At 55.7% G+C, this 25,725-nt stretch carries 21 protein-coding genes; 8 read left to right on the top strand and 13 right to left on the bottom strand.

Annotation, left to right across the window (positions count from 1 at the left end; genetic code table 11):
• Position 1 precedes the first annotated feature (1 nt).
• The 3 genes from ACOSDM_RS04300 to ACOSDM_RS04290 form a co-directional block, all read right to left on the bottom strand.
• Positions 2-1,111: a pyridoxal phosphate-dependent aminotransferase gene (locus ACOSDM_RS04300; RefSeq protein ID WP_420723257.1), complete on the bottom strand. Its 1,110-nt coding sequence runs from the start codon at positions 1,109-1,111 to the stop codon at positions 2-4.
• A 319-nt stretch (positions 1,112-1,430) separates the two neighbouring features.
• On the bottom strand, positions 1,431-2,402 hold the full coding sequence (locus tag ACOSDM_RS04295) for a quinone oxidoreductase family protein (RefSeq protein WP_420723256.1): 972 nt from the start codon (positions 2,400-2,402) through the stop codon (positions 1,431-1,433).
• A 96-nt stretch (positions 2,403-2,498) separates the two neighbouring features.
• Positions 2,499-4,526 carry a thioredoxin domain-containing protein gene (locus tag ACOSDM_RS04290; RefSeq protein ID WP_420723255.1) on the bottom strand — a complete coding sequence of 676 codons (2,028 nt, stop codon included), beginning with the start codon at positions 4,524-4,526 and terminating at the stop codon, positions 2,499-2,501.
• Between the two features lie 178 nt (positions 4,527-4,704).
• Here ACOSDM_RS04290 and ACOSDM_RS04285 point away from each other — a divergent pair, with 178 nt between their 5' ends.
• The 6 genes from ACOSDM_RS04285 (at position 4,705) to ACOSDM_RS04260 (ending at position 11,065) form a co-directional block, all read left to right on the top strand.
• Entirely contained in the window at positions 4,705-4,965 is a 261-nt protein-coding gene (locus tag ACOSDM_RS04285; protein WP_420723254.1) for a DUF6489 family protein, read from the top strand.
• A gap of 62 nt (positions 4,966-5,027) precedes the next feature.
• Positions 5,028-6,389: a tRNA uridine-5-carboxymethylaminomethyl(34) synthesis GTPase MnmE gene (mnmE, locus tag ACOSDM_RS04280; RefSeq protein WP_420723253.1), complete on the top strand. Its 1,362-nt coding sequence runs from the start codon at positions 5,028-5,030 to the stop codon at positions 6,387-6,389.
• 196 nt (positions 6,390-6,585) lie between these two features.
• Entirely contained in the window at positions 6,586-8,499 is a 1,914-nt protein-coding gene (gene mnmG, locus ACOSDM_RS04275) for a tRNA uridine-5-carboxymethylaminomethyl(34) synthesis enzyme MnmG (protein WP_420723252.1), read from the top strand.
• Positions 8,500-8,503: 4 nt separating this feature from the next.
• Positions 8,504-9,154 (top strand): 16S rRNA (guanine(527)-N(7))-methyltransferase RsmG, encoded by a 651-nt coding sequence (rsmG, locus tag ACOSDM_RS04270; protein WP_420723251.1) that lies wholly within the window; start codon positions 8,504-8,506, stop codon positions 9,152-9,154.
• Between the two features lie 118 nt (positions 9,155-9,272).
• Positions 9,273-10,097 (top strand): ParA family protein, encoded by an 825-nt coding sequence (locus ACOSDM_RS04265; RefSeq protein ID WP_420723250.1) that lies wholly within the window; start codon positions 9,273-9,275, stop codon positions 10,095-10,097.
• Positions 10,094-11,065: a ParB/RepB/Spo0J family partition protein gene (locus tag ACOSDM_RS04260; RefSeq protein ID WP_420723249.1), complete on the top strand. Its 972-nt coding sequence runs from the start codon at positions 10,094-10,096 to the stop codon at positions 11,063-11,065. The genes ACOSDM_RS04265 and ACOSDM_RS04260 overlap by 4 nt, the downstream gene beginning before the upstream one ends.
• A gap of 42 nt (positions 11,066-11,107) precedes the next feature.
• Here the strand turns inward: ACOSDM_RS04260 and holA are convergent, their stop codons facing one another.
• The 7 genes from holA to ACOSDM_RS04225 form a co-directional block, all read right to left on the bottom strand.
• Positions 11,108-12,157: a DNA polymerase III subunit delta gene (gene holA, locus ACOSDM_RS04255; protein ID WP_420723248.1), complete on the bottom strand. Its 1,050-nt coding sequence runs from the start codon at positions 12,155-12,157 to the stop codon at positions 11,108-11,110.
• Between the two features lie 6 nt (positions 12,158-12,163).
• Entirely contained in the window at positions 12,164-12,703 is a 540-nt protein-coding gene (locus tag ACOSDM_RS04250; protein WP_420723247.1) for a hypothetical protein, read from the bottom strand.
• 34 nt (positions 12,704-12,737) lie between these two features.
• The gene (gene leuS, locus ACOSDM_RS04245) at positions 12,738-15,302 is read right to left on the bottom strand and encodes a leucine--tRNA ligase (protein WP_420723246.1); all 2,565 of its coding nucleotides are present in this window, start codon (positions 15,300-15,302) and stop codon (positions 12,738-12,740) included.
• A 133-nt stretch (positions 15,303-15,435) separates the two neighbouring features.
• The gene (locus ACOSDM_RS04240) at positions 15,436-15,957 is read right to left on the bottom strand and encodes a DUF3576 domain-containing protein (RefSeq protein WP_420723245.1); all 522 of its coding nucleotides are present in this window, start codon (positions 15,955-15,957) and stop codon (positions 15,436-15,438) included.
• 73 nt (positions 15,958-16,030) lie between these two features.
• Entirely contained in the window at positions 16,031-17,143 is a 1,113-nt protein-coding gene (locus ACOSDM_RS04235; RefSeq protein WP_420723244.1) for a porin, read from the bottom strand.
• Between the two features lie 226 nt (positions 17,144-17,369).
• A complete protein-coding gene (locus ACOSDM_RS04230) occupies positions 17,370-18,584 on the bottom strand; it encodes a cupin domain-containing protein (protein ID WP_420723243.1) in 1,215 nt (404 codons plus the stop codon).
• An 11-nt stretch (positions 18,585-18,595) separates the two neighbouring features.
• Positions 18,596-20,413: a sulfotransferase gene (locus ACOSDM_RS04225; protein ID WP_420723242.1), complete on the bottom strand. Its 1,818-nt coding sequence runs from the start codon at positions 20,411-20,413 to the stop codon at positions 18,596-18,598.
• 283 nt (positions 20,414-20,696) lie between these two features.
• Here ACOSDM_RS04225 and ACOSDM_RS04220 point away from each other — a divergent pair, with 283 nt between their 5' ends.
• On the top strand, positions 20,697-21,455 hold the full coding sequence (locus tag ACOSDM_RS04220; RefSeq protein ID WP_420723241.1) for a YggS family pyridoxal phosphate-dependent enzyme: 759 nt from the start codon (positions 20,697-20,699) through the stop codon (positions 21,453-21,455).
• A 10-nt stretch (positions 21,456-21,465) separates the two neighbouring features.
• On the opposite strand, the gene ACOSDM_RS04215 is transcribed toward ACOSDM_RS04220, so the two are convergent.
• Both ACOSDM_RS04215 and ACOSDM_RS04210 read right to left on the bottom strand, forming a co-directional pair.
• Positions 21,466-21,981 (bottom strand): L,D-transpeptidase family protein, encoded by a 516-nt coding sequence (locus tag ACOSDM_RS04215; protein WP_420723240.1) that lies wholly within the window; start codon positions 21,979-21,981, stop codon positions 21,466-21,468.
• Positions 21,982-22,069: 88 nt separating this feature from the next.
• Positions 22,070-23,449, bottom strand: coding sequence for a hypothetical protein (locus tag ACOSDM_RS04210; RefSeq protein ID WP_420723239.1), 1,380 nt, complete (start codon positions 23,447-23,449; stop codon positions 22,070-22,072).
• A 166-nt stretch (positions 23,450-23,615) separates the two neighbouring features.
• Between ACOSDM_RS04210 and ACOSDM_RS04205 the strand changes: the two genes are divergently transcribed.
• Positions 23,616-24,302 (top strand): response regulator transcription factor, encoded by a 687-nt coding sequence (locus ACOSDM_RS04205; protein WP_420723238.1) that lies wholly within the window; start codon positions 23,616-23,618, stop codon positions 24,300-24,302.
• Here the strand turns inward: ACOSDM_RS04205 and ACOSDM_RS04200 are convergent.
• Positions 24,299-25,543, bottom strand: coding sequence for an MFS transporter (locus ACOSDM_RS04200; RefSeq protein WP_420723237.1), 1,245 nt, complete (start codon positions 25,541-25,543; stop codon positions 24,299-24,301). The two genes, ACOSDM_RS04205 and ACOSDM_RS04200, sit on opposite strands and share 4 nt — an antisense overlap.
• Between the last annotated feature and the right edge of the window lie 182 nt (positions 25,544-25,725).

Raw genomic sequence — 25,725 nt, 5'->3', positions numbered from 1 at the left:
GTTACGCGAGGGACGCGAGGACTTCTGTCAGTCGTTCTCCGAAGATCTTTCGGTCCTGTTGGGTCCCGACCGTAACCCGGATGCACCGATCCAGGGGGGCAACGCCTGGCATCCGCACGAAAACGCCGCGCGCATCCAATTCTTTCAGCACTGTGCGGGCATAATCTCCATCGCGCCCCATATCGATGGCGACAAAATTTGTCGCCGATGGCAGGGCTGTCAGCCCCAGACCCTTGGCGATGGCGTTGATCTCTTCTCTGCCCCGGGCAACTTCCTGACAGACGGACTGAACAAAGGATAGGTCCTGTAAGGATGCCAGGGCAGCCACCTGGGCCAGGCGATTATTCTCAAAATGGTTGCGAACCTTGTTCAGGCCGGTAATCAAGTCCTTATGGGCGATTGTGTATCCTATCCGTAAGCCTGCCATGCCATGGGCTTTTGAAAAGGTCCGCATGCGCAGCACTTTTGGATTGGCTGGATCCAGCGCCGGCGCGGTGCCATCCGGGGCGAAATCGATATAGGCCTCGTCCAGGACCAGAACGCAGCCATCGGGGATGCGATCAATCAACCGCTGGATCGTCCCGGCATCATACCAGGTTCCCATCGGGTTATCAGGATTTGCGAAATAGGCCAGGGGCGCGCCGGTTTCCTTTATTTCGGCGATCAAGGCATCCGGGTCTTCTGCATCGTCGCGATAGGGAACTGTTTTCAGGGCGGCCCCGAACCCTGTCACATGATAGTTGAAGGTTGGATAGGCCCCGGCAGACGTCACAACCGCTGCACCGGGCCCTGCCAGGATTCGAACGACATTGCCCAAAAGGGCGTCAATCCCGGCCCCAATCAGAATCTCATCGGGGTCGACGCCATGATGATCCGCCAGCGCCGCCCGCAACGGCCAGCTGAGCGAATCCCCATACCAGGCGCTGCGGGGCGCTTCCTCAATCACTGCTGCGATGGCCTTGGGGGACATGCCAAAAGCGCTTTCATTCGCACCAATCCGGGCATCAAAGGGCTTGCCCCGCTGGCGCTCCAGCGTTTCCGGCCCGATAAAGGGAATTGCGGCGGGCAGGCTGTCGACCAGGGGCGTGAAAGGGATCGTCTTCTGAGACATTGGATTAAGGTCCTCATGCGATGCTGGATTATTCGGGTTCTTCTGTCAGAAATGGCGGGGTTTTGGAAGGCCGTCGGCTTTGTTATGACATTTTGACGGGTTGAGTTGGAACCGAACCCGCTCTATGACGACAAATGTAGTTAGGATCAAGGCTAGACCCCCTAGATATTGGGTCTAAATTGGGTATAAGGCCCAAAAATGAGGAAGAGGCCAAAGTTATAGGCATGAAACCTAATTTATGAGTCAAAACACCTAGGATAATCCCTCTTTTCCACCGACCAGAATGGCGGAAAAGAGGGAAACATCCTCCATTACCGGGTCAGACGACGAAAATTGTTGATCCGGTTGTCTTCCGGGCTTCCAGATCCTTATGCGCCTGAACCGCATCCGCCAGCGCATAGCGCTGATTGATTTCAATCTTCAGGCCCTTGCCAACCGCATCGAACAAGGCCGTTGCGGATTCCACCAAGTCTTCCCGGCTGGCGGTATAGGTCATCAGGGTGGGGCGCGTCATAAACAGCGATCCCTTGGCCGACAGAACGCCCAGATTGAAATTCTCAATCGGACCAGAGGCGGCGCCAAAAGAAACGAACAAACCGCGAGGCTTCAAAGAATCCAGCGATCCGTCCAGGGTGGACTTCCCAACACCATCATAGACGACAGGCACACCCGCGCCGTCCGTGATTTCCCGAACCTTCTTGGCCACATCTTCCTTGTTGTAATAAATGATATGATCGCAGCCATGGGCCTTGGCTTGTTCGGCCTTTTCTTCGGATCCAACCGTGCCGATCACCGTTGCGCCAATTTGTTTGAGCCATTGACAGGCGATCAGACCGACGCCCCCGGCGGCGGCCTGGAACAGAACGGTATCGCCTTTCTTCACCGGATAGGTTCGACGCAAAAGATATTCCACCGTCATGCCCTGCAGCATCATCCCGGCGGCCTTTTCCGTGCTGATGCTGTCTGGCAATTTGATCAAGCGATGCCAGGGAATCAGTCGCTCGCTGGCATAGGCACCAATGGGCGGCGCGGCATAGGCAACACGATCGCCCGGTTTGAACGCATCAACGCCGTCGCCAACAGCATCCACGATACCGGCGGCTTCCAGACCAATCGTAAAGGGCGTGGGCATAGGATACGCCCCGGTGCGGTGATAGGTATCGATGTAGTTCAGACCCACGAAATCCTGCTTCAGGCGAACTTCCCCGGCGCCGGGATCACCAACGGTAATATCTTCATAAGCCATCACTTCCGGTCCACCGACACCATGAACCCGTACTGCTTTTGCCATGCTGAATACTCCCCATCTAATTGGATAAATTGCCGAATTTCTGATTAAGCCTAGTGTGCCAGGCGGGCTGCGCCAAGCCTTATCACCGCAGAGCAATCACCCCACTTGTGCCTTTAAATGCGCGGTGATCGCTTCTGGCGTCACCAGGGGCAGGGAACACACCGGCCCGGCACAGATATAGGCGGCCGGCCTGCCATCGACCAACCCCTTGCCGCTGGCTGGATGATCAGGCGGCAGATCAATCCCGGGTTCGATCACAGTTATCAATCGATCCGCCAATGGAACATTGCGCGCGGCCTGCTGCAACGCATCGAGGGCCGGATCTCCCGATGTGCCAACCAGCACGATCTGGAGTCCCGACCGCAACAACATCGCGCCATCGATCAGAGTGGAATAAGGGAAGAAATTGCGTTCCATTTCCCCGGAAAAGGCGGTGACGATTTCTTCTGCACGCGATTGATACTGGGCGTTACCCGTCAGCCAATATAATTTCACCAGCACCGATACCAGAACCCCATTGCCGGAAGGCGTGGCGTTATCTCCCGCTGATTTGGTCCGCACAACCAGGGCTTCGGCATCATCGGGCGTTAGAAAATAGGCCCCACCCTCCGTATCATGATAGTGCAGGTCCAGAGTTTCGGCCCAATTCTGGGTATGAGATAGATATTTCTGGTCTTCGGTTGCCTCCAGCAAAGCCAGGGCCGCCCGCATCATGGCGGCATAATCATCCAATGTCGCGGTATGTCTGGCACGCCCAACCCGGAAGCTGTGGCGTAATCTGGAATCTTGTGACATTGGACCCGTGATGAAATCAAAGGCCTGCCTTGCCGCCGTCACCCATTCCGGTTGATCAAAGATGCGACCGGCATTGGCGAAGGCTGCAATGGTCATGCCGTTCCAATCCGTCAGAACCTTGTCATCCTTTAGGGGCGGCACCCGCTTTTCACGTTCAGCAAACAGTATGGCCCGCAAGGGTGCCAAACGCGCTTCCTGTTCTTCCGTGACCGGTTCGGAAAGGGGAAGGCGGTTCAGGATTGTCTTTCCTTCCCAGTTGCCTTGAGGCGATACGTCATAGATTTGTTTGAAGAACGCCGCCTGGTCCCCCAGCAGGGAGTCTATTTCTGCCGCATCCCAGACATAGAACTTTCCCTCTTCACCCTCACTATCGGCATCACGGGCGGCGGCAAAAGCCCCTTCAGGGGTCGTCATATCGGTACGCAGCCAGAAAATAGTCTCCTCCACACGGCGCTTGAACAGGGCATCACCCGTCTCCAGCCAGCACAGGCATAACAGATCCAGAAGCTGTGCATTGTCATACAGCATCTTTTCGAAATGCGGGATCAACCAGGCGCGGTCAACCGTGTAGCGGGCAAAGCCACCCCCCAGATGATCATAAATGCCACCCTCACACATTTTGCGCATTGTGTGCAGGACGGCCTGCTTGAAAGCATTTCCGGAATGGCTGCGTTCTCCGGCCGCCCAAAGTTGGCGCAGCAAAGAGGGCTGTGGGAATTTGGGTGCATCTCCGATGCCGCCATGAACCGTGTCCATCGCCTCCAGGAGGCGCAGAGCGATCCCGTCTGCCGTATCCCGGTCGATCATGCCACCAGACTTTGGGGATGCCAATTGCGCCAGACCGGTGCGCAGGGCATCGACATTCTGTCCCACCCTGTCTGGGGCCTCATGATATGTCTTTGAGATTGCCGACAAGACCTGAGTGAATCCGGCACGCCCCCATTTCTCGTCGGGAGGGAAGTAGGTGCCGCCCCAGAAAGGGTCCCCATCCGGGGTCAGAAACATCGTCAGGGGCCATCCGCCTTGTTGGCCCAACATGCTCAATGCAGACTGATAAATTGTATCAATATCCGGGCGTTCTTCCCGGTCCACCTTGATGTTAATGAAAAGCCTGTTCATCTGATCTGCGATATCTGGATTTTCAAAGCTTTCATGCGCCATAACATGGCACCAATGACAGGCCGCATAGCCGACGGACAACAGGATCGGTTTGTTCTGGGCCTTAGCCTCCGCTAGGGCGTCCGGACCCCAGGCGCGCCAATGGACCGGATTATCCTTGTGCTGCAGAAGATAAGGACTGGTTTCCTGGTTCAACATATTGGCAGACATAACTACTCCTAACGGTCGCGATGGCCTATTGTGCCTTTGTGGCGTTGTGGGCAACAACCCCGGTCTCTTGCACAGGTGCTGTCCCTTGTACATAAGGGGAAGGGGCGAATTCTCCAAGGTAAAGTCTGGCAGTTTTGATTTGCTGTTGTATCATGAGCGCAAACGCGGGAGAGCATAGATGAAAATCACTGTCGATATTGATTGCACCCCGGATGAAGCCCGGAAGTTCCTGGGTCTTCCTGATGTCGCCCCGATGCAGGAAGCCCTGATGGAGCAAGTTCAGGAACGCATGGAGGCGAATCTAAAAGCGCTGGAACCGGAGGCTTTGTTCCAGACCTGGCTTCCAGCTGGGCTGCAGGGGATGGAGCAATTACAAAAGATGTTCTGGGCCCAAATGGCCAGCACTTCGAAAGACCCGTCTTCAGGCGATAAGGGCTGACGTAAGCATCACCCACGCTGCCAGGCCCTGAACAATAGTGACAACAGGCGAGCACCTCTTCAATGAGTGATACGATATTTGCGCTCAGCAGCGGACCCGCACCGGCGGGTATTGCGGTTATACGTCTGTCTGGCCCAGATGCACTGCCAGCTCTTCAATCCCTTCTTTTGCGGCAACCAACTGGATCTCAATGGGTACCACAGCCAAGACGCGCCCACCGACGCAAACTGTATCAACCCACATTTGATACTGCGTCGGACCCAGACGTTCTGGACGACGCCCTGGTCCTTTACTTTCCGGGCCCCGCATCTTTCACCGGGGAGGATGTTATTGAACTGCATTGCCACGGCGGGGCGGCGACCATCGCAGCAGTATTGACAGCGCTTGGTCACTATCCCAGCTGTCGCTTGGCCGAAGCCGGGGAATTTTCCCGCCGCGCCTTCGCCAATGGCAATATGGATTTGACCGAAGCGGAGGCCCTGGCGGATCTGATTGCCGCAGAAACGGAAGCACAACGCCGGTTGGCGCTGCGCCTGGCCACCGGTGCAGGGCATGACCGATACCAGGATTGGACGGATCGATTGATCCGCATCCTTGCCCTGATTGAAGCAGCGGTAGATTTTCCGGAGGATGATTTGCCGCCCGATATGCTGGATCAGAACAGCGATGCCATCGCCACGCTCATTCAGGAATGGCAGCAGGATATCAGGCTTGGCGCGCTGTCCTCTGCCATACGCGATGGCGTGCGGGTTGCTATCGTAGGGTCGCCCAATGTTGGGAAGTCTTCCCTTTTGAACAAATTGGCGGGGCGGGACGCGGCGATTGTATCTGAAATCGCGGGAACGACCCGGGACGTTATTGAGGTTCGCCTGGACCTGGATGGCTATATTGTCACCCTTTCGGATACTGCCGGGCTGCGCGATACGCCCGATACGGTTGAAGGGGAAGGGGTGCGTCGGGCCCATTCAACTGCGCAGACAGCTGACATTGTACTTTGGGTTTCGGATGACCCTCTGGTCTTTGATATGCGCTCGCCATTTGAGGTATTGGAGTCAGTACCGGTTTTCCAGCTTCTCACAAAATGTGACATGGTTTCCGCGCCCAGCGATTGGCAGAACCATGCTTATCGGTTTGGGATTTCTTCTGTTACCGGGGTCGGGCTGCAGGACTTGTTATCTGCCATGACCACAATATGCGCAGATAAATATGGTCAGGCGACGGCGGCGGTTGCTGTTCGGGCTCGACATCGAGAAGCACTGTGCCGCGCGTCAGATGCGCTTGAGGCGTCGCTGGTTCAGCCGGAACTGGCACTATCGGGAGAGGATGTTCGGGTTGCCCTGATGGAGATGGGGCGCATTACCGGACGTGTTGATGTTGAGTCTGTTCTGGACGTTGTCTTCAAGGAATTTTGCATCGGGAAATGAACATCTGTTTCACGTGAAACAATCATGGATACGGATGGTTCTGATCTTCCGTTACCGTTGATCGTCATTCCTACCCTTCGCAGTATGTTTCACGTGAAACAATCTCCATATCGCAGCTGTACTATATTGCGGCTCCCTGCCAATTGACCCGGAACGCAGGAACGATTATACAAGCGACGCCGCAGGAGAACTGACAATGGCCGCGCTATCCAAAGAAACCGCCCTTTCAACCCCACGCCCCTTAGCCGGGCAGTGGGATGTTATTGTCGTGGGCGGTGGCCATGCAGGATGTGAAGCGACCGCGGCCGCAGCCCGCATGGGAGCCAAGACGCTGCTTGTCACCCACAAGCTAGAAACCATAGGCGAAATGTCCTGCAACCCCGCCATCGGTGGACTGGGGAAGGGGCATCTGGTTCGGGAAATTGATGCCCTTGACGGTATTATGGGGCGGGTCGCTGACCAAGCTGGCATACAATTCCGGGTCCTGAATCGCAGTAAAGGCCCCGCTGTTCAGGGCCCCAGAAGTCAGGCAGACCGAAAACTGTACCGCAACGCGATGCAGGGAACCCTGCGGGCCCAACCCAATCTGACCCTTTATGCCAGCGCGGTAGAAGATTTGATCGTATCAGGGCAGGGGGTCCTGACCGGAATTAAATTGGCCGATGGCACTGACCTTCGTGCGGGCGCTGTGGTTCTGACCACCGGGACTTTCCTGCGCGGTATGATTCATTGCGGCCACGAACGCACACCCGCTGGCCGTATCGGAGATGCCCCGGCTGTCGGCCTGGCCCTGACTCTGGAGCGTTTTGGCTTTGCCCTTGGTCGCCTAAAAACCGGCACGCCACCCCGACTGGACGGGCGCACAATCAATTATGCAATCCTGGAGAAACAGGATGCAGATGAAGTGCCGGAGCCATTTTCTGCACTAACGGAGTCCATCACCGTCCCGCAGATTGCCTGCCATATTACCTATACCAATCAGATCACCCATAAGGTGATCCACGACAATCTGGCCCATTCCGCCTTATATGGTGGCATGATTTCCGGCATAGGTCCGCGCTATTGCCCGTCGATTGAAGACAAGGTGGTGAAGTTCGCAGATAAGCCACGGCACCAGATCTTCCTGGAGCCAGAAGGGCTGGACGACCACACAGTTTATCCGAATGGACTCTCGAATTCTCTGCCGCGGGACATCCAGGCCGCCTTTCTGAAAACCATTCCTGGTTTGGAGAATGCAGCCATTCTTCAGCCCGGCTACGCGATTGAATATGATCATGTCGATCCAAGAGAACTGCATCCAACGCTGGAGACCCGAAAGATTGCGGGGCTGTATCTTGCGGGACAAATCAATGGAACGACTGGATATGAAGAGGCCGCCGCACAGGGTCTGATGGCAGGGCTGAATGCCGCCCATAAAGTCGGGGGCGGGACGGTTCCCTTTATTCTGGACCGTGCAGATGCTTACATCGGGGTCATGATCGATGATCTGACGACCCGGGGGGCGGATGAACCGTATCGTATGTTTACCTCCCGCGCCGAATACCGCCTTCGCCTGCGGGCCGATAATGCGGATCAACGTCTGACTCCGCTGGGCGCTGAGCTGGGCTGCCTGTCCTCTGAAAGACTAGAGCATTGGTCGGCCCGATCACAGGCCTTGACCAAATCCCGGGCTCTTCTGGAAAACCACAAGGCTTCCCCTCAAGAATTGGCGCGACACGATATCGCCGTGCGACAGGATGGCCGGATGCGCAGCGCCATGGATCTGCTGGCATTGCCCGACCTATCCTTACAGCGGTTAAGCGCGCTTTGGCCCGACCTCCTGGCTATCCCCGCATCTGTCGCGCCACAAATTGAAACCGACGCCCGATATGCCGCCTATTTACAACGACAGGATTCAGATATTCGCGCCTATCGCCGCGATGAATCGCTGTATCTGCCAGACGATCTGGATTTCAACACTGTTGGCGGTTTAAGCCACGAAATGATTCAACGGCTATCCGCGGGACGGCCGCGCACCCTTGGCCAGGCCGCCCGCTTGCCAGGCGTAACCCCGGCGGCTGTAGTCGCACTGATGCGATTTGTTCGGCGGACAGGCGATAAGGCAGCGTAAGCGCGTGGCGGACGATCCCAAAAGTCACTTCCAGAAAAACACAGATGTTTCACGTGAAACCATGGAGCAACTGGACGCCTATGCCGCCTTGCTTCTGAAATGGCAGCCCAGGATTAATCTGATCAGCGGTAAAACCATCCCAGATCTCTGGACACGGCATTTTCTGGACTCTGCGCAACTGATTGATCTGTGCCCTCCACAGGCGAGAACCTTAATCGACCTGGGCAGTGGAGCCGGCTTCCCAGGATTGGTTCTGGCGATTCTGAGTCGGATGACAGTGCATCTGATCGAGTCCGACACCCGTAAATCTGCCTTCTTGAGAGAGGCCGCCCGTGTCGCCGGGGTGTCTGACCGGGTAACTGTTCATGCCGCCCGTGCAGAAAGTGTCGACCTGCCGCCAGCAGACATTATTTCCGCCCGCGCTTTGGCGTCCTTGACCGATCTTTTGCCTCTGGCACACCGATTTTGGGGGGAGGGGACAATTGCCCTATTTCCGAAGGGTAAGAGGTATAAAGAGGAATTGACTGCTGCAAATTATGCATGGTATATAACTTATGACGCGGTTCGCAGCCGCAGTGATGACGAATCAGTTCTGTTGCGCCTCACCGATATGCGCCCGAAGAAACCGGATCACGCCCCAGGAGAGTCGCCTTAGAAACCATCGGCAACGCTGTGACTTTTTTAAGAACCGATGTGTCGCCCCAAGTCCCCCACGGCCCCCGCCCAAAGGGAACAGACAGCATCGCTCTTAGAGCACAGAAGGAGTTGCGCCGATGTATGCGAAATTGCCGGAAAAACTGACCAAGCCCCGCAGTGATGGCACCGCACGAATCATCGCGATCGCCAATCAGAAGGGGGGGGTGGGCAAAACCACCACCGCGATTAATCTCGCCACAGCCTTGGCTGCCTGTGAAAAGCGTGTCCTGATCGTGGACATCGATGCCCAGGGAAATGCCTCAACCGGATTGGGTGTGGATCGTCGGGATCGGACGTTAAGCTCCTATGATCTGCTATTCGCGCGCGAGACGGCGGAAAGTGCGGCGGTCAACACGGCCATTCCGGGCCTGCGTCTGATTCCAGCCTCTATTCATCTGTCCGGCGCTGAAATCGAACTGGTGGAAGAAGACCGCCGGGAATTTCGCCTGCGCGACGCCTTGCGGGGCTGTACAGACGATTATGACTATATCCTGATCGATTGCCCGCCAGCTCTGGGTCTATTGACCCTGAACGCATTATGCGCCGCCGATTCCGTTATGGTGCCATTGCAATGTGAATTTTATGCGCTGGAAGGGCTCAGCCATCTGATCGGCACGATTGAGCGTGTGAAACGCGCCTTTAACCCGCGCCTGGATATCCAGGGCGTGGTGTTGACCATGTATGATCGGCGCAACAACCTGTCTGACATGGTGGCGGCCGATGTCCGCGCTCATTTGGGTGACAAAGTCTATGAAACCGTGATTCCCCGCAATGTGCGTATCTCAGAAGCACCAAGCTTTGGCAAACCCGTCCTGTTATACGACATGGATTGCCGGGGATCACAGGCCTACATTCACCTCGCCAGCGAGGTTCTGAAGCGTGAAAGGAGACTCCCGGCATGAGTGCAGCAGAAGATCGTAAGCGCGGCTTAGGGCGCGGCCTCTCAGCGCTGTTTGGGGATGGTGACAGCGCAATTAACAGCGCAGATGGCTACAGCGAACCCGCCGTAAAGACCTCCAAAACCGTGCCAATCGAATTCCTGCGGCCAAATCCAAGCCAGCCCCGCAAACGATTCGATGAGGCTGCGATTGACGGGCTGGTCGATTCTATCCGCCAGCAAGGAATCCTTCAGCCGCTATTGGTCCGCCCCCATCCCGATGATGCCAATGCCTATCAGATCGTCGCGGGCGAACGCCGCTGGCGGGCCGCCCAACGGGCGCAATTGTATGAAGTGCCGGTTGTCATCAAGGATCTGACCGATACAGAAACCCTTGAAATCGCGCTGATCGAAAACATTCACCGCGAAGACCTGACACCCCTGGAAGAGGCTGAAGGGTATCAGCGCCTGATGGAGGAATTCGGCCATACTCAGGACGCGCTTTCAAAATCTGTCGGCAAAAGCCGGTCCCATGTTGCCAATATGCTGCGGCTGCTATCCCTTCCGGAAGAGCTGAAAAGCATGCTGGATGACGGCTTGCTCAGCGCCGGCCATGCCCGTGCCCTGTTGGGTGCCAGCAATGCCGACGCGCTGGCCCAGGAAGTCATAAAGAAGGGCTATAATGTTCGCCAGACGGAACGCCTGGTTCAGGATGCCAAGCCCAATGCCAATAAGACACAGGACGGGTTGCAGCGCCTGAAAGGCAAAATTGAAAAGGGCGGGGCCAGCCTGACCGAAAAAGATGCCAATACCGTTGCGATGGAACGCAGCCTGTCGGATCTTCTGGGCATGACCGTTTCCATAGACCTGAAAGGCGGTGGCGAATCCGGACGCCTGGTTGTCGCGTTTGAGGATTTTGACCAGCTGGACGACGTGGTGGAACGCCTGAATCGTGGGGGCGTGCAGAGACCTAAGAATGTCGTCGAAATGTAGCCGTAAGAATATCATGCGCACGCATGATGCTGTGGCATGCACCTATCTGGAAGCGCGACGACCGGACGCGTGCCGCCTGGCTAAGGCGCCGACCTGATGCAGGCTGCGGTGACATAAAATCCAATCCGGCGCGCCGCTGCGTTTGCAGGCTGCTTCCGCCTCGATCAAAAGCGACAATGCCTCTGCCACAGCCAATGGAGGCCAGCGTTTCACCCCCGCCTCAAACCGTGCCTTGGATTTGTAGAAGACGGGCGGGCGCAGGCTGCTCATCGCGCCTTGCAGCGGCATTCCACCCGATACAAGATCCTGAACCCGCCGCAGTCTCAGCATGTGATTACTCGCTGTGCGCAACAGGGCAACCGGGGCCGTTCCATCCTGAGCCGCCAGATCAAGAGCCCGGTCCAGCGATCTGGAATTTCCCTCCGCCATAGCCTGGATCACATCATCCAACGTGGATACCGAGCTGTCGCCGATCAGGGTCGAGACCGTGTCAAAATCCAATGTGCCATTTTGCCCGGCATACAGCGCCAGCTTCTCGATCTCGGACCGACTGACGCCCCGATCAGACCCCAGATTATCCACCAGAAATTCACGCGCTTCCGGCTCTATCCGCACGGAAAGCGGCCGCAGCCCTTCCTCTATCAACCGATCTATTCCACCTGCTTCATCCAGATAACAGGCAATTGCAGCGCCAAGCTTGGAGCCTTCAAATACCTTACGAAGCTTTGATTTTGCGGGCAAATCGCCCGCCGACAGGACGATCAGCGCATCCCCGACCGGGTCTTCTAGAAACCCAGCCAAAGCATCGGCACAGGCGTCGCTGGCATCCCGGATCAAGATTACGCGCCGCCCACCCATCATGGAAATCGCTGCAGCCTCATCCCCCAAAATGGCGGGATCTGCCTTGATCGTATCGCTGGATAAATCACATATCTGGAAAGGATCTTCCAGATCTGGCGCGACCGTCAACGCGACCGCCCGCATACGTTCACGGGCCAGACCTGCATCGGGCCCATAGCACAAAACGGCGCGGATCTCAGACGGTGGAGCCTTTACAAACCCCTCAATCGAGCCCGTCGCGATTTTCACCATGCCAAATCAACCCTTAAGCAATCGCTGCTTTTCGAAAAACGTTGCGATCTGAATACGCAAATCATCCGCGATAACGACAAGCGTGCGGTCCAGGGCATTCTTCTTCGCCACTTCAGCGGCATAGTCCGATGTCGACACGGAGTACGTTGATACCGCCCGGGATTTAAACAATTTTGTTTCCTCAACAATGGTCAGGGCGGCCTCTGCAATTACCGTCAATTCCGCGCGGGTCACGGTTGCATCAATCAGCGTCCCGCGATCCACTGTCGAAAAATTCAGGGTAACATCCAGAGTGTAACGGGATTTGGTAGGGCGTCCTTTGGGATTAAAGCGATCCAACAATAGATTATGAAGCACCTGACCTTCCCGATCTTCGATCAGGTTAATCTTCGTCGCCTCCAGATCTTCCATTGCATCGACACCGCTATCGGACCCGCCGGTACCATAAACAGGCCGAAAACCACAGCCAGAGAGCGCCAGCACTGCGCCCCCCAAGCCGAGCAGGGTCACTGCGCGACGATCCATCTTTGCATTAAAAGACCTCATGCCAATCCCTTACCCGCTCTTAACGTCAGAAACCCTAAGCGACGATATTCACAATCCGATTGGGCACAACAATAATTTTACGTGGTGTTTTGCCATCCAGGATGCGCTGAACATTATCTTCCGCGATCGCAGCGGCCTCTGCCTCTTCACGGGAAACATCCCGCGCTAGTTCAATTGTTGCCCGCAGCTTACCATTCACCTGAACGCCAATGGTGACTGTTTCTTCAACAAGCATATCAGGATTTGCAACCGGCCAATCGGCGTTGACCAGCATCTCTTTATGACCCAACGCCTGCCACAACTCTTCCGCCACATGCGGGGTCATTGGTGACAGGACCTGAACCAGAGATTCAAAACCAAACCGGCGCAGCCATTGCGCACCCTCATCCTCACCCTTGATGGCGAACAGGGCGTTAGACAGTTCCCGAATTCTCGCAATGGCGCGATTGAAATGGAAACGCTCCAAATCCTGGGTCACGCCGTCTATGGCCTTGTGCACCGCGCGCTCTGTGGCCGCTAATTCATCGGTCAAAACAGCCGGCCGCTGGGTTCCAAAGGGCGCAATCGTGGCCTCGTCCCCGGCAATCGCGCGGAACAAACGACCCAGAAAACGCCAGGCCCCTTCAACACCGCCTTCAGTCCATTCCAGATCCCGCTCAGGCGGGCTGTCCGACAACATGAACAAACGTGCCGTATCAGCCCCATAAGATTGAACAATATCAACAGGGTCCACAACATTCTTGCGGGATTTAGACATCTTCTCAGATCGACCAACCGTCACGGCCGCGCCGGTATCAACCCGCACAACCTGATCGCCGTCCCGCTGAATCTGACTGGGGAACAACCATGCGCCCGATGGATCCCGATAGGTTTCGTGACAGACCATGCCCTGGGTAAACAACCCGGCAAAAGGCTCGTCCAGATCCAGATAACCACACTGTTTCAGCGCCCGTGTGAAAAACCGCGAATACAACAAATGCAGAATAGCGTGTTCGATACCGCCGATATACTGATCAACCGGCAACCAGCGCGCAGCACTTTCTGCACTAAATCCCCGCTCCTCATTCTTGCTGTCTGGATAGCGTGCGAAGTACCACGAGCTTTCAAAGAATGTGTCGAATGTATCGGTCTCCCGTTCCGCCGCGCCGCCACAGCTCGGGCAGGACACATGTTTCCATGTCGGATGGCGGGCCAGGGGATTGCCCGGTTGATCAAAATCGACATCTTCCGGCAATTCCACGGGCAATGCGGCATCCGGAACCGGAACCACACCGCATGACGGACAATGAATAACTGGAATGGGGCATCCCCAATAGCGCTGGCGCGATACGCCCCAATCGCGCAGACGATAGGTTATCTTACCGGTGCCTATCCCAATGTCTTCCAACCGATCAATAGCGGCGCGGATACCAGTCGGCACATCCAGGCCATCCAGAAAATCTGAATTGAACAAGGTTCCATCCCCGGTATAGGCCTCATCCTGGACCGCAAATGTCGCCGCCTCTGCATCGTGTGGCAGCACAACTGGCGTGACATCCAGACCATATTTTCTGGCGAAATCCATATCCCGTTGATCATGCGCAGGGCAGCCGAAAATCGCGCCTGTGCCATATTCCATCAGCACGAAATTGGCGACAAACACCTTGAATGTCTTGTCCGGCATAAACGGATGACGCACCGTCAGGCCCGTATCAAAACCACGTTTCTCTGCGGTTTCAATGGCTTCTTCGCTGGTGCCCATCTGATTGCATTCCGCGATGAAGGCTGCCAGATCAGGATTGGTGCGCGATGCTTCTTCCGCTAACGGATGATTGGCCGCGATGGCACAGAATGACATGCCATACAGCGTATCTGGCCGCGTCGTGAAACAGTCCAGTCGATCATCCCGCCCGACGATTTCAAACTGGATCTGTGCCCCTTCGGACTTCCCGATCCAATTGCGCTGCATCAGCCGAACCTTTTCCGGCCAACGCTCCAATTCATCCAGACCTGCCAGCAATTCTTCAGAAAACGCCGTAATTTTCAGGAACCATTGGGACAGCCGCCGCTTTTCAACGACCGCACCGGTTCGCCAGCCCTTGCCATCAATCACCTGTTCATTGGCCAGCACGGTATTATCGACCGGATCCCAATTCACCCAGGATTCCCGGCGATAGGCCAAACCAGCCCTCAGAAAATCCAGGAACATCTTCTGTTCATGTTTGTAGTAGTCGGGTTCACAGGTCGAAATTTCGCGATCCCAATCGATGCACAGACCCAAAGTCTTCAACTGAGACCGCATGGTCGCGATGTTTTCCCGTGTCCATTTGGCCGGGTGGACCTTGTTCTCAATGGCCGCATTTTCAGCCGGCAATCCGAAAGCATCCCATCCCATTGGATGCAGAACGCTAAAGCCTCTGGCCCGCTTATACCGGGCAATCACGTCACCCAAAGTATAATTGCGCACATGGCCCATATGAATGCGCCCGGACGGATAGGGAAACATCTCCAGGACATAGTACTTTTCGGCATCCGACGAATCATCGGTCCGAAAAGACTGCGCAGACTCCCATCGGTCGCGCCATTTGCGTTCGATTTCAACCGGATTGTACCTGGTCATTGCTCTATCCTGGTAGGGTTTGCCCTGGTAAGTTTTGGCCTGATAGGTTTTAGCCTGATCGTATTTGGAAACGGACCAAACGAATCCTCACAGACTCTCACAGAGTCCCAAATCCGTTCGGCGGACCCATGATTTACTTGAGCGACGCCTGGCTATCAATTCGCAACTGACGGGCCCGCAAAAGAATCGCGTTTTCGATTCTGGCTGGAACACCATCTGAAACGGCGGCATCAACCCATTCGCCCGATGTACTGCGTTCCTGGCGAAAAACCGAGACGCGCACACCATCGGCACGCAATTCCCGATTCAAAATATACACGGTCAGCTTATAGCGTTCGTTTGGTGCGCTGGGCAAAGAGGACCATTCGGTCACGATTACACCGCCGAACGCGTCGGCCTGGGCCAAAGGCAGAAAAGAAATCGTATCAAGCGATGCGCGCCACAGATAGCCATTAACGGCCAGACCCGATGTTCCGGCGCCGGGCTGAGACTCCCCACCCAGAACAATAGATTTACCGAAAACGGAGCCGTCCTGTTTACGGGTCCGTTCAGCCGGATCCTCGTTCAGGACAGATGGACCGGAAGACAGGCCGGAACAGCCGCTTACAAAAACCAATCCCGTCAAAAACAGGACTGCAAAAATTCGTCTGATCATTACGCACCACCAAAAAGAAATGAGGGGATGAGCAATCTTGCCCATCCCCCCATTTGATGCAACCCGAATAACCTTAGAAGGTTACGCGCGTACCGATGATCACAACCTGTGCATCGTTCTGGTTAGCAGCAGTGTTGCCGCCTTCGTTGTCGATGCTCATGTTGAAGTAAGAACCATAGGCGTTCAGACCATCAGCGATCGTGTAGGTAACACCAGCGTGGTAGATGGTTGCTTCATCTTCCAGGTTGTTGCCGTCCAGATCGTCGGTGCTGTTTTGGTACATCAGAGAGACTGAACCCGGGCCGAAGCTGTAGCTACCGCCAACGTTGAAGCCCTGACCACCGTCACCGTTTGAGCCTTTAGCCGTGTTGGATTCTTGGTTGTCGAAGAAACCAGCACCCAAGCCGAAGCCAGCGAACGTGATAGATGCGCCCAGCATGTAGGAACGCAGGTCTTCACGGTCAGCGGCACCAGCGGTTGCGCTGTTATCTTCACCCATCTGATAAGAACCGTCGAACTTCAGGCCAACGCCACCGAATTCGCCGCCCCAACCAGCTGCGAAGTCCAGAACCTGGTCGTTCGCATTGTTGTTAACCTGCTGGGTCTGCTGGAAAGCAGCGCCCTGCGGGGTGTACGACACACCAGCCTGGAAGCCAGCAAAGTTAGGCGTGCTATAGGAGATCTTGTTCGCATCACTGGTCATACCAGCAGAAGACTGGTAGTAGTGGGTGGCGGTGGAAATGCCCAGGAAGTTTACGTTACGCAGGGCGTTGTTGCCGTCCGTACCCCAGGTACCAGCCTGGAAGGTGTGACCAGCGGTACCAGCGACCGTATCCGACACAGGGTCTTCGCCACCAAGGACGATGCTACCCCAGCCGCCGGAGAACTGCAGCCAGCTTTCATCGAAAGAACCAGCAGCACCGTTGGTGTAGCGCCACTGGACGTTTGCACGGTAGTTCAGACCGGCATCGGTAGAGCCTTTGGCATCCCACACGAGTTCGGACATCTGGTCGTTGGCAGAAATGCTGTGGCCAACACCGGCATCAGCCTGGTCGCCGTCAGCGAAAATCATTTCGTAAGCCAAGCTACCAGAGAAGGTCATTACAGGCTTTTCTGCATATGCAGAACCCGCTGCGAAAGCGGACGCACCCAGCAGAGCTGAGGATGCGAGAAGAACTTTTTTCATGGTCATCTCCATTTTGATCGTTTGGGCGTTTGCCCCTAGAACTCATTCACTTCATCTTGCGTGCCAAACGAATTAGCCTGTTCAGGCAGTTCCGGCGCTCGCCATGGGTTGTTTTGACCACGCATGAATTTTGAAAGCAATGAATTCCAATACAGTTAACCGCAAAAACGTAAGTAATGTGATAATTATACAACATGACCGCGCAACCAAGGCCAACTCTAAAGAATCACACGGATTTCAAGACCCCCATGGACTGCAGATCCGACAATAATCGATCCGCAACCGTCGCAGGGATTCTTTCATGCGCGCTGAGAAATGCGCCGCGCCGAAAACTCTTCTGAGACAGCACCCACGAAATTGGCCCTTCGCTGCCCGGAGGAATGGGAACGGCACCACGTGGTCCCGTCAGCATAAAGGTCCCCTTGTCCTTCACCAGGCGGAACGGGCCACCGACCAAATTAAACGTTTTGTCCGATGACTCGATCGGTAACGTATATTGACTGCGATCATAGGAATAATTCGCCTGATACTTTAACAATGCGGCAAGTACATTTGGATCCTCGGACAATCGATGCAGTTTATTCCCTAAATCTTCCAATACAGATCGTGTGACCGCTTCCCCCTGCGCCAATCGAGGCAGGTTCGTCCGGAAGGCCTCGTCCTCAACAGCAAAATCCTTCAAGGCATCAACGATATCCAGTCCAACCAGGCTGACGATCCCCAATGCGACATGAACCGTCCCGCTGGAAACCGCCAAGGCATCATGATACTGGCCCCGGGGCAGATACAGAATATCACCTGGCTTCAAGACCACGTCGAATAATAGATTGCCCCGCTGCTCCATATGCTGCGCGTCCGTATAGGCACCATTGCTGTGACGGGCGTGACGGATTGGATGGGGCATGCGTGTTTCAAAGACGCGCCAGGTCTTTTTCCCCTCAATATGCAGGGCAAATACATCATGTGTATCAAAATGGCTGCTGAAGGCCTGCCTGCTATCCCAGGAACAATACAGATTGGCTTGCGCCTTGCCATTATACGCCGCCTCAAATGCAGATGCGACCTGGCGCAAAGGCCTGCTCATCATATCGATATCATTGGCAATCAGGGATGCCCCGTGATGCAACAGGTCCATCACCTTACCGGCAATCGGCTGCATCACCATGGATCCTGACCGGTCCTCCCGCGATTCACAATACAAAGCGGCGGGGATCGGCTGCTTGTCGATTTGCAAGCCCAGCGATTTTGCGGACCACAGGGGGCCATTGCTCAACAGCTCATTCAGGATGGACCAATCCATGATCCCCTTGAATTTATCGGCGCTGCCCGGGATATGCAGGGGCTTCTTATCGTAATAGTCTTCAAAGAATTCCGCCTCTGTCATCGGGGCCAGAATATCGGCCAATGTGATCGTATCCCGGTCATCCTTGAGTATTGGCATAAACCTTATCCCTATAAATACCGTCCCAGCACATCACCCAGCTCAGACTTTAGACCATCCATTCTTGACTCGAAAGCCTTCCACCGCCCCACCGATGTCTTATAGATCGGCCGACGCACCTGCAAACGGCTGGCAGTTTGCACCGTTCTTTTATTATCAAAGAAGCGTTCCATCGCCGGGTCCCAGTCCAGACCCAACTGATCCAGCATGGGCAGAACGCCAGCCGCCATATCGTCCAGCAACCCTTCATACTGTATCTGAACAATCGATGAATCCCAACCGCGCCAGAACTGCATCAACCGATCATACTGCCGATAATAATGTCCGATATCCCGCAGATCATGATCAAACAGCATGGCGCTGGAAAAGCGCTGCGTGAAGATCGACCAGCACACATCCAGGGGATAGCGTTCGATGTTAATGATCAGGGCCTTCGGAAACAGCATCCGGATCAGACCCACATTGATAAAGTTAAACGGCAGCTTGTCCGTTACAAACGCCTGACCCGCAGAACATTCCGCCAGACCAGCGCGATACCCATCTCGAATTTCAACCAGTTGTTCCAAGGACAGGCGATCCAGCAAACCGGTCAGATCCTCCCCCGGCTTCAGGCGGGCATCGATCAGATCGGGCAGCACCATCAATTCCCCCCCGCCAAAAATGGCAGGATGTGACGCCAATATCTGCTCAATCAGGCTGGTGCCGGATCGTGGCATGCCAACGATAAAGATAGGGGCGGGAATAGACTCACCGTCCGGCAGTGCCACTGCCGCTGGCGTTTGTTTGGAAAATCGCGCGATCAGATTGTCATACAGCGACTCAGTCGCGCGGCGGTCATAGGCCTTCCCGATGCTGGCCAGGCGCGCCTTGAACTGATCCTGCGCCCGCTTGAAACACTGATAGGCCTTTTCAACCTCCCCCAAACCTTCATAAGCCTGGGCGGCGCGATGAACCAATACCGGCGTACCGTCTGATAGGGTGGCATGGCTGGCATTAAAGACCGCGATACCCCTCTGGCGCATCTCTGCCGCCTCCGCCTTCTGGGCACCGCGCTTTGCCTCCAGAAGGTCCGCCAGATCAAAATATGCGGCGGCATCCTGGGGATGATGGTCGATCGTTTTCACAAACACGTCCCGCGCCGCATCCACATCCCCCATCGACACCAGCAATTGCCCATAGCGATTGCGAATTTCAATGTTACTGGGATCTTTCGTGAATATCGGATCGATCAGGTTCTTTGCCCGGTCAAACAGACCCAACCCCACAAGGGCGTCAAACAAGTTCAACGTCAGGGTCTGGTCACCGGCATTATGCCGCAGCCCAGCTTCCAACACATCACGCGCAGCCTGTGCTTCACCAAGGCTGTTCAACAAAGAACCATAATTCACATAAGGATCCGCAAACCGTGGGTTGATCCCTATCGCCTTCTGGAACAAAGGAACCGCCAGATCAAACCGTTGCAGATTCTTCTGCGCGATCCCCAGATTGTTCAGGGCCGAGGCATCATTTGGCATATGCTTTAACACGGCCTGAAAGGCGCGCACCGCTTCCGCATAGCGTTGCTGATCCAGACGCACGATGCCGATGCCACTTAAGGCCGCGGGATTTTTCGGGTCGGACTTGTAGCTTTTCTCAAAAAATCTGGATGCCTGATCCAGACGTCCCGCCTGATGATTGATGATCCCCATCAGATACAGCGCATTTGGTTCCCGGGGCAGCCGCTTCAGAATCGCCTCAGCCCGAGCCTGCGCCGCATCAGGATGACCCTGATTGAAATCGCCAAAGGCCTTTTGCAATTCTTGTCTTATCTGAATATCCGGCGCTGGCATGGCAGTCCTTAGTGTGGTGCGCGATTATTTGGACTCACCAGGATCCCTTTATCGGCCTGTCGGCTAGGAGAGGGCGTGCAGGCGATGTGGTTCATCGTCAAACGTCCTCGACGCCGTCCGACGGGCCGATAAAGGGACCAAAGGCGCTGTTTGCGGCGCTCCGGGCCGCGTCGCCTTCCGCTTGCGATGCCCCGCATCGCTTCGCGAAACGCTCCTAACCGGAGCACCGCAAACAGCGTCCTGGTCGATCCCAAATAACCGCGTACCACACTAAAATCCTTTTATGGACAAGTCAGGCTGTATAAAATCGAGTCGTTATAAAATTGGACCATCCGAAAGACAATCGGTCATTTCCCAACAAAGGTGCCCAATGCAATTACTGGAAAGATATAATCAAGTATTGGAAAATATAAAACAGGCGGAATCTGACTCTGTTAAAAAAAACGCAAATGTTAATTTGATCGCGGTTTCTAAAACATACGATTCTGATTCGATTATTCCACTCCTGAAGGCTGGACATGCACATTTCGGCGAGAACAAAGTTCAGGAAGCGGAGGAAAAATGGCCAGCTCTTAAGCAGCAATATCCTCAGACTGTGCTGCATCTGATTGGTCCTCTGCAATCCAACAAGGCCAAAAACGCCGTTGCCCTGTTTGATGTGATCCAGACCATAGACCGTTTGAAAATTGCCCAGTTCATCGCCCGCGAATGTGAGAAGCAGGACCGCAACCCTGGTATTTTCATTCAGATCAATACCGGCGAAGAACCCCAGAAGGCGGGAATACCGCCGATGGAGGCCGATGCCTTTATCCAGGAAGTGCGCGACACGATCGGCCTGTCCGTCCAGGGTTTGATGTGTATCCCCCCGGTCGATCAACAGCCCAGCCCGCATTTCGCCCTGTTGGCGAAAATTGCAGAACGGAACGGAATTTCCGGCCTGTCGATGGGGATGAGCAGCGATTATGAAACCGCCATTCGCCTGGGGGCCACCCATGTCCGCGTCGGCAGCGCAATATTTGGGGCGCGCCCAGCCCAGACTTGACTGCGCCTCTTCAAATCTCCTGCTGGATGACCAGCCAGGACTCCGGTTCCAGATCCGTCAGGAGGCGGTGCAATTCGTCCCGCGCTATTGCAATACAGCCCGCTGTCGGCTTTCCGGTTTCATGACGGCAATGCAAAAAGATGGCGCTGCCCAGACCGGGAAGGGCGGGGTTGGTATTGTGGTCTGTCGTCACCACGATGTCATACAGCCCATCGTCTCGCCACATTGCCTCATGCGACGCGGCATAGGGTCGCGAAACAAACTGATTATAGGCGGGATCGTCCGGGGCATCGCACCAGCCAGAATGCTCAGTCAAGGGCTGGATCGGCAATGCGGTCCGGATCGGATCAAGGATCCTGTCTGGTCGATAGAACACCTGCACCAGCCGCCAACGACCAAGCGGTGTCGCCCCGTCGCCTTCGCGTTTATCCTGTGCTGCGATCAGGCCCGACCGACCCATGGAACACGGCACACTGTCGCCATTCGGCAGAATCAATCGCTGCCCGTCGGTCACCAGGTCGGTCATACTCCGCCTCCCCCTTACGCCCTAAAAACATCATTCCCTGCATGATGCCCTAAATGGTGATCAATCCAGTCAGAAATCAAACCTGAAATCAGCTGGGGGACTTCATTTTCTCATATTTTGCCAGGGCATCCATCATTGCGCTGGGCAAATCCTTGGACGGCACAGGCTCCAGGAATTCCGGCGCGTCGGAATTGTCGGCAACGATTGTTGAATCAGCGGTCCCTGCGGGAGATGGCGCAGACGGGGTAGGGGGTGGGGGCGTGATGCCGGAATGACTGGGCAATTGTGTCGGCGCGACCGGTGCATTGCGCAAACTGAAGAATTTCGGTTCTGCGTCCGAGCCGGGCAGATGCTTGATGGTCGTCGTGTTCTGATTGGGTAAAGCCGACTGGGATGCTTGATTTGAGGGCGTTGCTGATGGTGGCTGACTGTTGTCAGACAGGGTGTTCATAGACTGGCTGTTCATAGACTGGCTGTTCTTAGGCTGGCTGTTTTGCGCCATCCGCATCAGGGCGGTCGCGGCATCCGCCGACAGATTTGGCACCCCTTGTGCAGCGGCCGTACCCGGGCTGGATTGAGGATTTGCGCCAGACGTGACGCTGTTCTGACCCGGCAGGATCGGCTGCACGGACGCAATCGGCGATCCAACCGGCGTCGCGGCAAACGGGGCCGACCGTTGACCCGCCGCATTCAGTCCAGGTTGCGCCGCGAAAAGCGGACTTACACCGTTCTGCACCGCTTGGTCTGCGCCATTCTGACTTTCAGGATCCAACTGCGCGGTCTGAACCGATGCTTTTTGCGCCCCGTCCTGGGCCAGGGCTGTGCCCGTGTCTGACGTTCCCGGTGCGCCAAACAGGGCGGTCAGGGCCGTTCCCCCCATATCATCCCCGGTCTGATCTTTCATAATCACATTGGCCAGAGAACTGGCAAACCCTATCGGGCCGCCATAAATCGACCCGCCCGCCAACTGCGCACCAGGGCTTATTTCATCCCCGGTCACATAGCGATACACGGATGAAACGATGGGGATATGCTGCAATGGGTTCACGATATCGACAACATCCCCCAGTGTCAGGCCATCTTCGCCGAAGAAATTCTTGCCTGTCGCTTCGGATGCCTCATCGGCACGATTTGCCGCCGCGACGTCCACAGATGTGGGATCTGCAGAGGTAAAGCGCCGATAGTCGGTAAAGGTTCCCTCGTCGCGCGCTGCAAAAACCTGTGAATTCGCTGCCACCGGCTGGGGCATTCTATCTTCCGGGCGTTGTGGGGTCTGATAGGATTGGGGGGCCTTTTTCGCGCCCTCGGCCTGTGTCAAAGCATCGGAAAAGCGGGATTCCGTCTGACCCTCACCTGCCTGCGGTCGACGCATTGCAACATCTGGCGCCATCGCAGTCGCATTAGAGGTCATCAGGGACCAGGGGGCTGTTTGCGCTGTGGACATCGCCTCTCTCTTCACCAACCGCATGATCGAGGCTCTCCCACGTCGACAGTCTCTCTCCCGCAAGCTAAGCAAGCCGCATGCCAGAACACATGGAAAAGGGCGATCACGATATCTTGCTTTTCCCATATGCCGGCAGATCGTGTTATCCTGATCCCCGGTAATGATTTGGTTGAAAGCGAGATAAGACGCGATGAGCGGTAAAAAGATCCTGTTATGTGACGATGACGACGCCCTGCGCCAGTCCTTGGCGGAACAATTGCAGCTGCATGAGGAATTTGAAACACAGGAAGCCTCAACCGCCGCCGAAGCGATAGAAGCGGCAAAGGCCGGGCATTTCGATGCCATCGTTTTGGATGTCGGCCTGCCCGATATGGATGGGCGCGAGGTCTGTCGTATTCTGCGCCGCAGCGGCGTTAAATGCCCCGTCGTCATGCTGACCGCCCATGATTCCGATTCCGATACGATCCTGGGCCTGGATGCCGGCGCGAATGATTATGTCACCAAACCCTTTCGCTTAAGTGTCCTTTTGGCCCGTCTGCGCGCGCAATTGCGCCAACATGAACAAAGCGAAGATGCGGTCTTTACAATCGGCCCCTACAGTTTCAGGCCCGCCCAGAAGCTATTGCTGACCGAAGAAACCAACAAAAAAATCCGCCTGACGGAAAAGGAAACCTCAATCCTGAAATATCTTTTTCGCGCGGGCAACCGCACCGTATCGCGCGACACGCTGTTGGGGGAAGTCTGGGGTTATAATGCCGGTGTCACCACGCACACGCTGGAAACCCATGTTTATCGCCTGCGCCAGAAGATCGAACCAGATCCCTCAAATGCGGAAATTCTGGTGACAGAACCCGGCGGATATAAGCTGGTTCCCTAGATCATATCTTGCGCGATCGCATCCGCGCGCCGGACCTGACGCTGGATGGCCAGGGCGGCAATCACGGCACAGCCGGTCGCTGCGGCCGCTGTCCACCATCCCGCCGACCAACCCAAACTGCTGCCCGCGACCCAGCCCACCAGAATTGGCCCCGTCAACAGGCCCAGATTGCGCCCGGTCATCATCAATCCAAAAGCCGCCGGGCCGGTGCGATCCGGACCCAACAGACGCCCCGGCAGCCCAAAAATACAGGTCGGCGTAATCCCGGCAAAAAATCCATAAGCCAGTAAAATTGCGACACCGCTGATATCGGTTCCGGCATAGGGTCCGATCACCAGAACGGTTCCCTGCCCAATCAGAACGACCGTTAACAACCGGGCGATGGGAAATCCGGCCCGCAGGATGGCCGCTGCCAACAGATTGGACCCCGCAATCGCGATGACCGTCACCCCATATAATTCTTTCGATACAGCCATCGATAATCCGCGATCTGCGACCAGATATTCAGGCAGCCAACTCAGCACTGACAGATTTTGCAACGCCCATAAACCAAAGCACGCCGACAACATCATCAACGCTTGCCGATCCGCTTTGGACAGATCCGGCGCACCCCCTTTTGTCGCGGGCAAGGCAATCCGGTTGCCATCATTCTGACGCGCCAGGACCATCGTCCATCCCGCCATCAGGACCGCAAAAACCAACCCGGCCCACCAGACTGACGACCAGATCTGATCGCCCGGCATCAGATATTCCACCAATCGGGCGATGCTGGTCGCGATCAAGCCCCCTAAAGGAACCCAGGTCGCCGCCAGCGCGGCTGCAAAGGGTATGTGTTTTGGTGCCGCATTACGGGTCATCAGGGTGGGGCCGGCTATCGCCAAAATCGCCATGGCCGTTCCCTCAAAGGCGCGCCCCACCAGAATGGCCCAGCCATTTTCCGGGAATGTCAAAATAGGGATGGCACCAAGCCCCACCAGACCGCAGGCCCCAATCAACCAGGCAGCCGTTGCCTGATGGCTCATCAACCGTCCGAACTGGAAGGATAACACCAGGCCAATGACCGCAAAAATCGACATGAAACCACCCGCCATTCCGGCGCCATATCCATACAGATCCAGCATCTCCGGCAGGACCGGCGGCAATTTGAACTGTTGATACGCAGCCAGCAGGGCAACACATAACCCGAACCAGATTCCCACCCAATCGCTGTGCAGGCGCGGCGCAAGACGGTCTGATGACATAAAAACCCCTTCAATCCGATCTCAGGATACGAAATAGACGCGATAACAGCAGGATGGGAATTTGCGTTAAGACGAACCCCGCTATAGCATTCTGACATCAACCTGTCCCGTCTGGTTTTGCGCCTCACTGCACGACCGAACGATTGGGGCGAAAAGACTAAAAGCCAAAGCAGGATTACCGC

This window comes from Hwanghaeella sp. LZ110, assembly GCF_048892525.1.
GTDB lineage: Bacteria > Pseudomonadota > Alphaproteobacteria > UBA8366 > Aestuariispiraceae > Pacificispira.
Note: the sequence above shows the minus strand (reverse complement) of the source record. Positions and strands in the feature narration are given on the sequence as shown.

Excerpts from the sequence above, each read along its gene's own strand:
- ACOSDM_RS04260 (WP_420723249.1), top strand. The coding sequence starts at position 10,094 with ATGAGTGCAGCAGAAGATCGTAAGCGCGGCTTAGGGCGCGGCCTCTCA.
- ACOSDM_RS04215 (WP_420723240.1), bottom strand. The coding sequence starts at position 21,981 with ATGACCGACCTGGTGACCGACGGGCAGCGATTGATTCTGCCGAATGGC.
- ACOSDM_RS04200 (WP_420723237.1), bottom strand. The coding sequence starts at position 25,543 with ATGTCATCAGACCGTCTTGCGCCGCGCCTGCACAGCGATTGGGTGGGA.
- ACOSDM_RS04230 (WP_420723243.1), bottom strand. The coding sequence starts at position 18,584 with ATGCCAATACTCAAGGATGACCGGGATACGATCACATTGGCCGATATT.
- ACOSDM_RS04285 (WP_420723254.1), top strand. The coding sequence starts at position 4,705 with ATGAAAATCACTGTCGATATTGATTGCACCCCGGATGAAGCCCGGAAG.
- holA (WP_420723248.1), bottom strand. The coding sequence starts at position 12,157 with ATGGTGAAAATCGCGACGGGCTCGATTGAGGGGTTTGTAAAGGCTCCA.
- ACOSDM_RS04250 (WP_420723247.1), bottom strand. The coding sequence starts at position 12,703 with ATGAGGTCTTTTAATGCAAAGATGGATCGTCGCGCAGTGACCCTGCTC.
- ACOSDM_RS04265 (WP_420723250.1), top strand. The coding sequence starts at position 9,273 with ATGTATGCGAAATTGCCGGAAAAACTGACCAAGCCCCGCAGTGATGGC.
- ACOSDM_RS04205 (WP_420723238.1), top strand. The coding sequence starts at position 23,616 with ATGAGCGGTAAAAAGATCCTGTTATGTGACGATGACGACGCCCTGCGC.
- leuS (WP_420723246.1), bottom strand. The coding sequence starts at position 15,302 with ATGACCAGGTACAATCCGGTTGAAATCGAACGCAAATGGCGCGACCGA.
- ACOSDM_RS04240 (WP_420723245.1), bottom strand. The coding sequence starts at position 15,957 with ATGATCAGACGAATTTTTGCAGTCCTGTTTTTGACGGGATTGGTTTTT.
- mnmG (WP_420723252.1), top strand. The coding sequence starts at position 6,586 with ATGGCCGCGCTATCCAAAGAAACCGCCCTTTCAACCCCACGCCCCTTA.
- ACOSDM_RS04295 (WP_420723256.1), bottom strand. The coding sequence starts at position 2,402 with ATGGCAAAAGCAGTACGGGTTCATGGTGTCGGTGGACCGGAAGTGATG.
- ACOSDM_RS04220 (WP_420723241.1), top strand. The coding sequence starts at position 20,697 with ATGGACAAGTCAGGCTGTATAAAATCGAGTCGTTATAAAATTGGACCA.
- ACOSDM_RS04235 (WP_420723244.1), bottom strand. The coding sequence starts at position 17,143 with ATGAAAAAAGTTCTTCTCGCATCCTCAGCTCTGCTGGGTGCGTCCGCT.
- ACOSDM_RS04210 (WP_420723239.1), bottom strand. The coding sequence starts at position 23,449 with ATGCGGTTGGTGAAGAGAGAGGCGATGTCCACAGCGCAAACAGCCCCC.
- ACOSDM_RS04225 (WP_420723242.1), bottom strand. The coding sequence starts at position 20,413 with ATGCCAGCGCCGGATATTCAGATAAGACAAGAATTGCAAAAGGCCTTT.
- mnmE (WP_420723253.1), top strand. The coding sequence starts at position 5,028 with ATGAGTGATACGATATTTGCGCTCAGCAGCGGACCCGCACCGGCGGGT.
- ACOSDM_RS04290 (WP_420723255.1), bottom strand. The coding sequence starts at position 4,526 with ATGTCTGCCAATATGTTGAACCAGGAAACCAGTCCTTATCTTCTGCAG.
- ACOSDM_RS04300 (WP_420723257.1), bottom strand. The coding sequence starts at position 1,111 with ATGTCTCAGAAGACGATCCCTTTCACGCCCCTGGTCGACAGCCTGCCC.